Origin of the sequence: Actinoplanes sp. NPDC048791, from assembly GCF_040650095.1 — a bacterium.
Taxonomy (GTDB): Bacteria; Actinomycetota; Actinomycetes; order Mycobacteriales; family Micromonosporaceae; genus Actinoplanes.
Genome location: NZ_JBEZGQ010000221.1, coordinates 1 through 10,430 on the forward strand (window position 1 = coordinate 1; position 10,430 = coordinate 10,430).

11 protein-coding genes and 1 pseudogene are annotated in these 10,430 nt (G+C 69.6%); 2 read left to right on the forward strand and 10 right to left on the reverse strand.

The annotated features are described in order from the left end of the window. Nucleotides 1–44: 44 nt before the first annotated feature. Nucleotides 45–569: a SigE family RNA polymerase sigma factor gene (locus AB0C29_RS18170; protein WP_360821509.1), complete on the reverse strand. Its 525-nt coding sequence runs from the start codon at nt 567–569 to the stop codon at nt 45–47. Nucleotides 570–620: 51 nt separating this feature from the next. Next, a complete protein-coding gene (locus tag AB0C29_RS18175; protein ID WP_360821511.1) occupies nt 621–1,217 on the reverse strand; it encodes a helix-turn-helix domain-containing protein in 597 nt (198 codons plus the stop codon). Nucleotides 1,218–1,283: 66 nt separating this feature from the next. Between AB0C29_RS18175 and AB0C29_RS18180 the strand changes: the two genes are divergently transcribed. Next, nucleotides 1,284–2,744, forward strand: coding sequence for an MFS transporter (locus AB0C29_RS18180; protein ID WP_360821513.1), 1,461 nt, complete (start codon nt 1,284–1,286; stop codon nt 2,742–2,744). Here AB0C29_RS18180 and AB0C29_RS18185 read toward each other — a convergent pair. From AB0C29_RS18185 to AB0C29_RS18215, 7 genes are read right to left on the reverse strand one after another with little or no spacing between them, the layout of a single operon-like run. Then, nucleotides 2,696–3,196, reverse strand: a complete 501-nt coding sequence (locus AB0C29_RS18185; protein ID WP_360821515.1) for a hypothetical protein — start codon at nt 3,194–3,196, stop codon at nt 2,696–2,698. The two genes, AB0C29_RS18180 and AB0C29_RS18185, sit on opposite strands and share 49 nt — an antisense overlap. 12 nt (nt 3,197–3,208) lie before the next feature. After that, nucleotides 3,209–3,655 carry a hypothetical protein gene (locus tag AB0C29_RS18190; protein WP_360821517.1) on the reverse strand — a complete coding sequence of 149 codons (447 nt, stop codon included), beginning with the start codon at nt 3,653–3,655 and terminating at the stop codon, nt 3,209–3,211. Further along, nucleotides 3,652–4,854 carry an ADP-dependent glucokinase/phosphofructokinase gene (locus AB0C29_RS18195; protein ID WP_360821519.1) on the reverse strand — a complete coding sequence of 401 codons (1,203 nt, stop codon included), beginning with the start codon at nt 4,852–4,854 and terminating at the stop codon, nt 3,652–3,654. Before AB0C29_RS18195 ends, AB0C29_RS18190 begins: the two co-directional genes overlap by 4 nt. A 1-nt stretch (nt 4,855) precedes the next feature. Then, entirely contained in the window at nt 4,856–5,719 is an 864-nt protein-coding gene (locus AB0C29_RS18200; RefSeq protein WP_360821521.1) for a ketose-bisphosphate aldolase, read from the reverse strand. A 40-nt stretch (nt 5,720–5,759) separates the two neighbouring features. Then, nucleotides 5,760–6,602 carry a carbohydrate ABC transporter permease gene (locus AB0C29_RS18205; RefSeq protein WP_360821523.1) on the reverse strand — a complete coding sequence of 281 codons (843 nt, stop codon included), beginning with the start codon at nt 6,600–6,602 and terminating at the stop codon, nt 5,760–5,762. Nucleotides 6,603–6,607: 5 nt separating this feature from the next. After that, nucleotides 6,608–7,543: a sugar ABC transporter permease gene (locus AB0C29_RS18210; RefSeq protein WP_360821525.1), complete on the reverse strand. Its 936-nt coding sequence runs from the start codon at nt 7,541–7,543 to the stop codon at nt 6,608–6,610. A gap of 52 nt (nt 7,544–7,595) precedes the next feature. Next, nucleotides 7,596–8,885 carry a sugar ABC transporter substrate-binding protein gene (locus tag AB0C29_RS18215; RefSeq protein WP_360821527.1) on the reverse strand — a complete coding sequence of 430 codons (1,290 nt, stop codon included), beginning with the start codon at nt 8,883–8,885 and terminating at the stop codon, nt 7,596–7,598. A gap of 294 nt (nt 8,886–9,179) precedes the next feature. Here AB0C29_RS18215 and AB0C29_RS18220 point away from each other — a divergent pair, with 294 nt between their 5' ends. Then, nucleotides 9,180–10,004 carry a DeoR/GlpR family DNA-binding transcription regulator gene (locus AB0C29_RS18220; RefSeq protein WP_360821529.1) on the forward strand — a complete coding sequence of 275 codons (825 nt, stop codon included), beginning with the start codon at nt 9,180–9,182 and terminating at the stop codon, nt 10,002–10,004. Nucleotides 10,005–10,013: 9 nt separating this feature from the next. On the opposite strand, the pseudogene AB0C29_RS18225 reads toward AB0C29_RS18220, so the two are convergent. Continuing rightward, nucleotides 10,014–10,430 (reverse strand): annotated as a pseudogene (locus AB0C29_RS18225) (aldo/keto reductase); the annotation flags it as partial.

Genomic DNA, 10,430 nt, shown 5'->3' on the forward strand with positions numbered 1-10,430 from the left:
GACAGGTCCGCCGAAGGACTCCAGCCTGGTGTGCAGATCCATGCTCACTTCGCTCCTTGTGGGGTGGGGTGCAGGGTGGCGCGCAGCTTGTCCAGCGCTCGTGCGGTCTGGCTCTTGACCGTCCCGGTGGACACGCCGAGGGCCTCGGCGGTCTCCGCGACGTCGAGCTCGTGGAAGAACCGGAAGACGACGGCGGCGCGCATCCGTGGCGGCAGCTGCCGCAACGCGTACGCGAGCTCGGGGTCGCCCAGAGCCGCGGTGTCCCCGCCGGGGCGGTCGGGCAGCTCCGGCACAGTGCGCTCGAAGCGCCGCCAGATCCGGCGGCGTTCGTCGGTCAGGGCGTTGACCAGGACGCGACGCACGTAACCGTCGGGGTTGTCGGCCCGGCGGAACGCCGACCACGAGACGTACAGCTTGGTCAGGGCCGTCTGGACCAGGTCTTCGGCCAGATGCGCGTCGCCCGCGGTGAGCAGCCGGGCGGTGTGCAGCAGCCGCCCGCGCCGCTCGGCCACGAAGTCGTGGAACTGCCGGTCACGATCGCTCTCGCCCGGCCCTCTGTCAGGTCTCACACTCACCATGACCGCCCCGGATCCCCGGGGGTTGCACGGCGCCGCCGGCGATCAGGTCCCCCGGGGCGGGTCGGCGGCGGCAGCGGCGTCCCAGCCCGGGGTGATCAGGTCGAAGATCTCGTCGACCGCGGCCGCCGGATCCGCCGCCTCCCGCGCCAGCGGATGCACCCCGAGCACGAAGCGGGCGAACGCCCGGCACAGCGTCGACGGCTCCGGCCGGCCGAGGTCGGCGGCGAGCGCGGTGGCCAGCGCGGCCTCGTGGCGCAACCACATCGTCGTCGCGTACTCCCGGAGGGCGGGTGAGCTGTCGACGAGCTGCCAGAAGGCCACCGAGCCCGGCGTGGCCAGCTCCCGGACGGCCTCGTGCAGGTGCCGGCGCAACGCGTCGGGAACCGACCGGCCCGACTCACGGTCGGTCACCGCCCGGATGAGCCGCTGCTCCCGCCGGGGATCCTCGTCGAAGAGCAGCGCCTCCTTGGACGCGAAGTGCGCGAACAGCGTCGTGATGGCCACATCGGCCGCCGCCGCGATCTCCCGGATCCCGACCGCGTCATAGCCGCGCTCCAGGAACATGCGCAGCGCCGTATCGGCGATGGCTTTGCGTGTGGCGGCCTTCTTGCGTTCGCGTCGTCCGGGCTGCTCGGTCACGACCGCAGCCTACCAGCGAAACACTAACCGTTGCAAAACACTAACCGTTAGCGTTACGGTTCCGGCATGACGATCACAGCACCCGCACCCCGTTCCCTGCGGGAGGCCCGGGTGGCCCTCGCCGGGCTGTCCGCGGTGTTCCTGTTCGAGATGCTGGACAACTCGATCCTGAACGTCGCACTGCCCACCATCGGCCGCGAGCTGCACGCCTCGACCGTCGCGCTGCAGTGGGTGACCGGTGCCTACGCGGTGGTGTTCGGCGGGCTGATGCTGCTGTTCGGCGCGACAGCCGACCGGTTCGGCCGCCGGCGGATCATGCTCGTCGGCCTGCTGCTGCTCGGCGCCGCCAGCCTGGCCTCCGCGTTCGTCTCGACCGCGGAGCAGCTGATCGTCGTGCGAGCGCTGATGGGCGTCGCGGCCGCGATGACGACACCCGGATCCATGGCGCTGGCCTTCCGGCTGTTCGAGCAGGACAGCCTGCGGGTGCGGGCGATGACCCTCATCTCGACCGTGGGGCTGATCGGGCTGGCGATCGGCCCGACGGCCGGCGGCCTGGTGCTGGCGATCGCCCCGTGGCAGGAGCTGCTGCTGGTCAACGTGCCGATCGCCGCGCTGGCGGTCGTCGGCGTGCGCACCGGCATCGCCGCCGACGAGCCGGCCGATCTGCATCGCGACCCGATGGACGTCCTCGGGGCGGTGCTCGGCACCGCGACGATCGTGCTCGCGCTGGTCGCACCGACGCTCTGCGTCGACGAGGGCAGCGGCTCGTGGGCGCCGTGGACGGCCACCGCGGCAGCCGTCGCGGGCGGGATCCTCTTCGTGCTGCGCGAGCGTTCGGCGCGGCATCCGCTGCTCGACCTGCGACTCGTGGCCCATCCCCTGGTCGCCGGCGGCCTGGCCTACAAAGCGGCGGCCGGGCTGGCCACCGCCGGTCTCGGATACCTGGTGACGCTGCAACTGCAGCTCGACTGGGGGTGGTCGCCCGCGATGGCCGCCGTCGGGATGCTGCCCCAGGTCGTCGTGCTGGTGGCGGGGGGCGCGTTCGTCGATCCGTTCGTGCGGCGGGTCGGCCTGGAACGGGCCGCGTGGCTCAGCGCCACGGCGGTGGTGGCCGGGCTCGGCGTCTACGGCCTGCTGGGCACCTTCGGGTACGCGTGGATCGCGGTCGCCCTGGTGCTGGTGGCGGCCGGAATGCGCGTGGTCGGCGTGGTCGCCGGCGTCAACGTGTTGCGGGGCCTGCCGAAGGACCGGACCACGATCGGCGCGGCCCTGGTCGACACCGCTTCCGAGGTCACCTCCGGGGCCGGCATCGCGGTCACCGGCACCATCCTCGCCGCGACGGTCACCGGCACCATCGCCGCCTCGGCCTGGACCGGCCGGCAGACCGCCCAGTTCGAGCAGGCCGCCACCATCGCCGGCCTCACGCTGACCGCCGTGTCGGCGGCGCTGGTCGGATGGGCGATCCTGCACACCCGTCGCTACGCGCGTGACGGTGAGCCGGGCGCCAGTCTGATCACCTCGACCTGACCGTCCACCCGGAGCGGACCGGCGGCGTACGGCACCACCAGCGTGTCCCCCCGCCGCAGCGACAGATCGTCCTTCTCACCGGTCAGCCGGCCCTCGCCGCCCACCACGACCAGCACGCTGAAGCCCTGTTCCACGCGGTCACCGCCGCGCAAGCGGCGAGCGGAGAAGAACTCATCCGCGGCCTCGGGCAGCAGCCGCCGCCCGCCCCGCAGCGTGTCGAGGCGTTCCGGTGTCCACGCACCGCGGTCCACGCACTGCAACGCCTGCTCGTAGCCGAGTCCCAGGTGCCCGTCGGACAGCCCGAAGCCCTCGTACTCCAGCAGCACCGAGAAGTCGGTCGGTTCCTGGATCTCGACCAGCAGGATGCCGTCGCCGATCGCGTGCGGCAGCCCGGCCGGACACAGCACGGCGTCGCCGGCCGCCACCGGGATCCGGTTGGTGGCCGCCAGCAACGGCCCGGTCCGCTACTCGGACAGCCTGCCGGCCAGCTCCTCGGCCGCCACGTCGCGGGCGAAGCCGAGATGGACATAAGCGTCCGGGCGGGCCGAGACGATCACCCAGGCTTCGGTCTTCCCGTACGGCGAAGCGAGATGCGCGCTCGCGAACCGGCGGTCCGGGTGCACGTGCAACGGCAGCCGCTGTCCCGCGTCCAGCAGCTTCACCAGGATCCCGGTGTCGGCCCGGTCCGGCCCGAGCCAGTGGCGCCGGTCGGCCTCGATCGCCTCGGCGAGCACCCGGCCGTCGGGCAGGGTGGACAGGCCGGACGGGGCCAGCCCGAAACGCGTGGTCACCGAGGCCACCCAGTCCTCGGGCCGATCCGGCAGCGCCGGCCCGGTGCGGAACTCGGCGATCCGCCCGGCGCCGCGGTAGAACGTCTCGGGCTGGTTGGCCGGCAGGGCCTGGACGGTCATCGGGACTCCCTCCGGGCGACCGCGGTGAGGAAGCCACCGACGAACGTGTCGCCGAGCCCGACGGTGGTGGGGTTCCCGACGTCCAGCTCGAAGCCGGGTACACAGTGGACCACGTCGCCCATCCGCTCGCCCAGCTCGGCGGCGAAGGCCACCGACTCGCGTCGCCGCGGTTGCCGGCGCAGGCGGTCGACGTCCTCGTCGGTGAAGTCGTCGCCGTGGCAGTAGCGGGTGGCGGCCATGAGGGTGCCGGTGTCGAGGGCTTTCGCATAGGCCTCGGCACCGGAGCCGAGGACCAGGGCCCAGTACTTGGTGTGCAGCACCAGCGCCGGCACCGGGATGAGCGCGTGCACCGCGGTCAGGGCGTCCGCCACCGCCGGCGCCGAGAGCAGGTCGACGGGGTGCCCGAGGTACGCCTGCAGCTCGTCCTCGTTCAGCCCGTACACGTCGATCCGGTCGAGCAACGCGTCGCGGACCCGGCGGCTGAACGCCGGCTCGTGGTAGGCCGCGTCCTCGAAGTAGGTCACCGCCGCCGGCGGCAGCTGCCGCATGTGCGCACGCAGCTCGGCGAGCCGGCGATCGAGTTCGGCCGCGGATCGCATGGCGTTGAACCCCGAGATCAGGAACACCTCCGCCTGACCCAGCCGGTCCCCCAGGTCGTCGGTGAGCAGCATGGCGCCGTTGGCCGGATCGTTGACGTAGATCAGCCGGTTCGGGAACGGCGCGGTGATGTCCAGATCACCGGTGCGGATCCGCAGGCCCCGGTCGTACTGGACGATCAGGTGCGGGTAGAAGGTGTCCTCGGCGCCGCTGGAGATGTACTCGCTGTCCGGGGGCAGCAGCCGCCGTACGGTGTCGTTGACGCTGACCAGGTGCAGCGTCGACGGCACGCCCAGCCGGCTCATCAGGATCCCGGCCCGCACCGACGTCCCGCCCAGCGCCGGCCGGTACGGGAACCGGGCGGCGAAGCTCTCGAGCGCCGGAGCGGAGGCGACGTAGTGTTCGCCGCCCCCGCCCCGGGCCACGTAACCGAGGATCGACACCACGAGGTCCCGTTCGCTGGTCACCACCGCGGGCGGCGTCAGGTCCGCGGCCGTGATGCCGTGCTCGGCGACAAGCTGCTCCAGGACATCAGCGGTGAGCTTCAGCTCGTAGTCGACGCAGCCGCCGAGGCCCAGGACCACACAGGAGGCGTCGGCCATCTCAGTAGAGGGAACCCTTGCCGGCGGCGCCGAACAGCTCGATCTTCTGGGCGGCGACGACCTTCATGGCGTCGATGCACGCGGGCTGGATGGCGTTGGGCTCCCGCACCTTCGGGTCGTTGCCCAGCACCTCGCGCATCTTGTTGTGGTAGGCGACCTTGATGTCGGTGGAGATATTGATCTTGTTGATGCCGGTCCGGGCGGCCTCGGCGATCTCGTCGTCGGGGTTGTTGGAGCCGCCGTGCAGCACCAGCGGGATCCGCACCCGGCCCTTGATCTCCTTGAGCAGGTCCAGCTTCAGCTCCGGCTTCAGGTGGGCCGGGAAGAAGCCGTGGTACGTGCCGATGGCGATGGCCAGGCTGTCCACGCCGGTCTGCTCGACGAAGGTGACCGCGTCGTCCGGGTCGGTGTAGATGATGGTGGCCGCGCCCGCCTCAGCGTAGCTGTCGTTCGCGCCGATCGTGCCGAGCTCGCCCTCCACTGACAGGCCCAGGGCGTGGGCCGAGTCGGCGACCTTGCGGGAGAGCGCGACGTTCTCGTCGAACGGCAGCAGCGAGCCGTCGATCATCACGGAGGTGAAGCCGTACTGGGCCGCCTGCAGGATCTGCTCGTAGGTGCCGCCGTGGTCCCAGTGGATGGCGATCGGCACGCTCGCGTGGTGCGCGCGCTGGATGATGCCGGTGATCATCTCGCGGCCGATGTGCCGCACCTCGTCCGGGTGGATCGCCACGATCAGCGGCGCGTCGGTCTCCTCGCTGATCTCCACGATCCCCTGGAACATCGCCCAGTCGCTGATGTTGAAGGCGGGCACCGCGAAGCTGTGCTCATTGGCGACGTCCAGGATCGCCTTGCCGGTCGTCAACATGTTCGGTGTATCTCCTTTTGCGTTGCTGAAGGGGGGTGGGTCAGGCCTTGACGGCGCCGGCGGTCAGGCCGCCGATGAAACGCCGCTGGAAGAGCAGGAAGAGGACCAGGACGGGGATCGACCCGAGGATGCTCATCGCCATCATCTGGTTCCACTCGTACGAGTGCTGGCCCATGAGGAGCTGGATGCCGATGGGCACCGTGCGCATGTCGTCGGTGCGGGTCAGCGTCAGCGCGAACAGGTACTCGTTCCACGAGATCATGAACGTGTAGACCCCGACCGCGATGAGACCGGGCACCGAGACCGGCACGAGGATCCGCCACAGTGCGGTCCAGCTCGTGCCGCCGTCGACCTTGACGGACTCGTCCAGCTCCCGCGGCAGCGTGTTCAGGTACGCGGTGATCATGATGATCGCGTACGGCAGGGTGAACACCATGTGGGTGAGGATCAGGCCGGGATAGGTGTTGTAGAGCCCGAGCGCCACGACCAGCCCGAAGTACGGGATGACGAGCGTGATCGGCGGCACCGCCTGGACGCTGACGATCACCGCGTTGATGGTCTTCTGCAGCGGGAACGTGAAGCGGCTGAACGCGTACCCGGCCAGCAGCGCGACCAGCAGCGTCAGAGCGGTCACGGCCAGGGCGACGATGTAGCTGTTGAGGAAGAACCGCAGCTGGGCGCCGTTGCCCAGGATCTCGCGGTAGGCGTCGAACGAGAAGCTGTCGGTGATGAGCTTCGGCGGGTTCTGGAAGACGTCCCCGTTGCTCTTGAAGGAGGTGGAGAGCATCCACAGGACCGGCAGGCCGGCGAAGAGCGCGCCGATGACGAGCCCGGTGATGACACCGGCCTTCGCGAGGGTGCGCCGGGTCTTGACGGTGGCCATCTGCCTCACCGCTCCCTTTGCGAGCGTACGTAGAAGAAGGCCAGCACCATCGTGATGAGCAGGACGACCACGGCGGCGGCCGACGCGGTCGCGAACTCGTACTCGCTGAAGGCCTGCTTGTAGGTGTAGGTGCTGAGCATCTCGGTGCTGTTCAGCGGCCCGCCGCCGGTCATCATCCAGATCAGCGCAAACTGCTGGGAGGTCCAGATCAGGTCCAGCACGGCCATGCTGATGATCACCGGCCGCAGCTGGGGCAGCGTCACGTGCACGAAGCGCTGGAGCCAGTTGGTGCCGTCCACGGCGGCCGCCTCGTACAGGTCGGCGGAGATGCCCTGCAGCCCGGCCAGCAGGCTGATCATGAAGAACGGGTAGCCGGACCAGATGTTGGCGAAGGTCACCGCCCACAGCGCCGTGGTCGGGCTGCCGAGCCAGTCCACGCCCTCCTGCACGAAGCCCAGCGTCTGGAGCACGTAGTTGACCACGCCGGACGGGTCGAGCAGCAGCCGCCAGATGACGGCGATCACCGCGATGGTGAACAGCCAGGGCAGGATGTAGACGATCCGGAAGACCGCCTTGGTGACCCCGCTGAGCAGGTTGGTGTTGAGCATCATCGCGAAGGCCAGACCCAGGACCAGGTGGGCCGCGGTGCTGACCGAGATGAAGATCGCGGTGTTCTTCATCGCGACCAGGAAGTCCGGGTCGGTGAGCACCTTGGTGTAGTTGACCAGCCCGGCGAACACCGAGTTGTCCTGCACGATCACGTTGTCCCGGAACGAGTAGCCGATCACCATGACGATGGGGACCACCATCAGGACCACGATCAGCAGCACCGTCGGGGACAGATAGCCGTACGGGACCAGGCGCCGGGCCAAGGAAGAGCGGGGCCGGCCCGGGGCGGCCGGCTCGGCCGGCGCCGCGGTTTCCGGTGCAGTCAATGTCATGGCTGTCTCCTTGATCGGATGCCGCGCCGGACCGGCGCGGCATCCGGGCGAGCTACTCGATCACCGACGACCAGGACTCCTGCGACTTGGCGAGGGCGTCGTCGACACTCGCCTTGCCGGTGAGCACGAGCTGCAACTGCTCGTCGAAGCTGCGCATCAGGTCCTCGGACTTGGGCAGGCCGACGAACTCGTTGGCCGGGTAGCCCTGCTGGTAGATGTCGAAGGCGGTCTTGAACAGCGGGTCGCTGGTGCTGAAGTCGGGCTTGGCGTTCTTGTTGCCGGGGAAGCCGTTCGCGATGGTGCTCAGCTTCGCGTTGGTCTCCTGGCTCATCAGGTACGAGACCAGCTTGAACGCCTCGGCCTTGTGCTTGGTGGAGTTCGAGATACCGATCCCCCAGGACGCGTACGGGATGCCGCGCTTGCCGGTGTAGCCGTCCTCGGCCGGCAGGGCCGCCACCTCGAACTTCAGGTCCGGCTTGTTCTTCTTGATCAGGTTGATGTGCGCGAGCGAGTCGATCATCATGCCGACCTGGCCGTTGGTGAACTTCTCGACCTTGTCCTGTTCCTTCATGGTGAGCGAGCCGGGGGCGATGACACCGGCGTCGTTCAGGCTCTTGACGTACTCCACCGTGCTCTTGACCTGCGGGCTGGTCAGGGCCGGCTTGCCGTCGGCCAGCATGCTGCCGCCGGAGGCCCAGAGCCAGGACATGACGTCGTTCTGGATGCCGTTGGGCACCGCGGTGTCGAGCGGGAGCGCCCAGCCCTTGACGTTGCCGCCGGTGGCGCTGATCTTCTTGGCCGCGTCCAGGAACTCGGTGCGGGTGGTGGGCACCTTGCTGACGCCGGCCTTGGTGAGCAGATCCTTGTTGACGAACAGCGGGTAGACGAAGTTGACCACCGGGATCATGTACGTCTTGCCCTTGATCTGCACCTGGCTGGCCAGCTGGGAGGCGTCGTAGCTCGCGTCGGTCATCAGCTTGGACATGTCGGTGATGGCGCCCTGCTTGGCGAAGTCGTTGACCCAGGCGCCGTCCAGGCCGACCACGTCGGGCAGCGTCTTGGACGCCGCGCCGGTGACCAGCTGCTGCTTGGTCGACGCGTACGGCGCGCTGAGCAGCTTGACCTTGATGGTCGGGTTCTGCGCCGTGAAGTCGGAGATGATCTTGTCGAAGTCCCCGGCCGGCAGTTCGGCTCCCCACCACTGGGCGAACTCCAGCGTCACGGTGCCTCCCGAGCCGGCGTCCTCCGAGTCGCCTGAACCGCACGCCGCCATGAAGGCGACCAGCGAGGCGGCGGTGGCCGCCGCTATCACTCGCTTGAGCCGGGTTGCACCGAGAGCCATGGCGAACTCCTTCTATCGAGATCTTTCTGTTCTCTGCTGTGTTGGCGCCACGTTAGCAGCGTGTTACAGATGAGGACAAGACAAGAACAGCAGAAAGCTGCGGACTACGGCATACTGTTGCGTCATGCGGCAGAAGTGCGGGGTTGACGAGACGGCGTTGAGCTGGAGACAGGCAGCAAAGAGCACCCTTCCGAGGGACAGTGCCCCCTCTTGCGGCTCTTCGCCGCTCTACGCAGCGATGTGCGTGGTGTTCGCACGGTTGTGGCATACTGCCGCACTGATGAAGGGGAAGCAGTGAGCGTCGACAAGGACGAGCGGCAGCGGCATCTGCCCGCCGGACGCAAGGCCCAGCTGGCCGCGTACGTCGCCGACACCGGTCAGGTCACGGTCGGCGAGCTGGCCGAGCGCTTCGGGGTCTCCATCGACACGGTGCGGCGTGACCTCGACCAGCTGAGTGCCGACGGGGTGCTCGTGCGCACGTACGGCGGCGCGGTCAGCTTGTCCACGGTCTCGCGTACCGACCGCGCCGTCGATCAGCGGCTCGCCCTGATGGAGCAGGAGAAGGAGAAGATCGCGGCGCTGGCCGCGGCCCTGGTCCAGGACGGCTCGACCATCATGATCAACGGTGGGACGACCACCCTCGCGGTCGCCCGCAACCTGGGCCAGCACCGCGACCTGACGGTGGCGACGAACAATCTGCTGCTGCCCGGCGCACTGCCACCGACCGCGGTCCGCGACATCTACGTCTTCGGCGGCGCGGTGCGCACCCTCACGCTGGCCACCATCGGGCCGGTCAGCTTCCGGGCCAACGGCGGCGCCGAGCTCGACATCAGCTGCGACCTGGCGCTGATCGGCGTCGGCGCGGTCTCCGCCGAGGCCGGCTACACGACCAGCAACCTGGCCGAGGCGGCGATGATGCAGGAGATGATCTCCCGGGCGGCCCGGGTGGCGATCCTGGCCGACTCCTCCAAGTTCAGCCGCCGGCTGTTCGCGCAGGTCTCCGAGCTGGGCGCGGCCGACTACCTGATCACCGACACCGCACCGCCGGCCGACCTGCGGGAGGCCCTCGCCGCGAACGAGGTCGAGCTGATCACTCCGGCGGCCCGCAGCGCCGCCTGAGGCCCGGTTTCAGGACCAGGGCAGCTGCGACCGCTCCTGCCAGTAGCCGGCGCTGGGCACCGCCAGGCCCTGCCACCGAGCGGGGTCCACAGTGAGCGTCTGCGCGCGGAGGTTCGACGCCAGCTGGTCGCCGGTCACCGCCCCGGACAGCACGACTGTCGCCCACGGCTGGTGCAGCGCCGCCGCCAGCGCCACCGCATCGGCCGGGGCGCCACCGGAGGCAAGACTTCCGGCTCCGGTGCCGCGGCTGTCGGCCGAGACGCCGCCGGAAGCGAGGTTTTCGGCTCCGGCGAGGCGACCGTCGGCCGAGGCGCCACCGGAGGCAAGGCTCCCCGCTCCGGCGAGGCGACCGTCGGCCGGGGCGCCGCCGGAAGCGAGGCTCCCGGCTCCCGCGAGGCGGCCGTTGGCCAGCGCTTCCTTGACGAT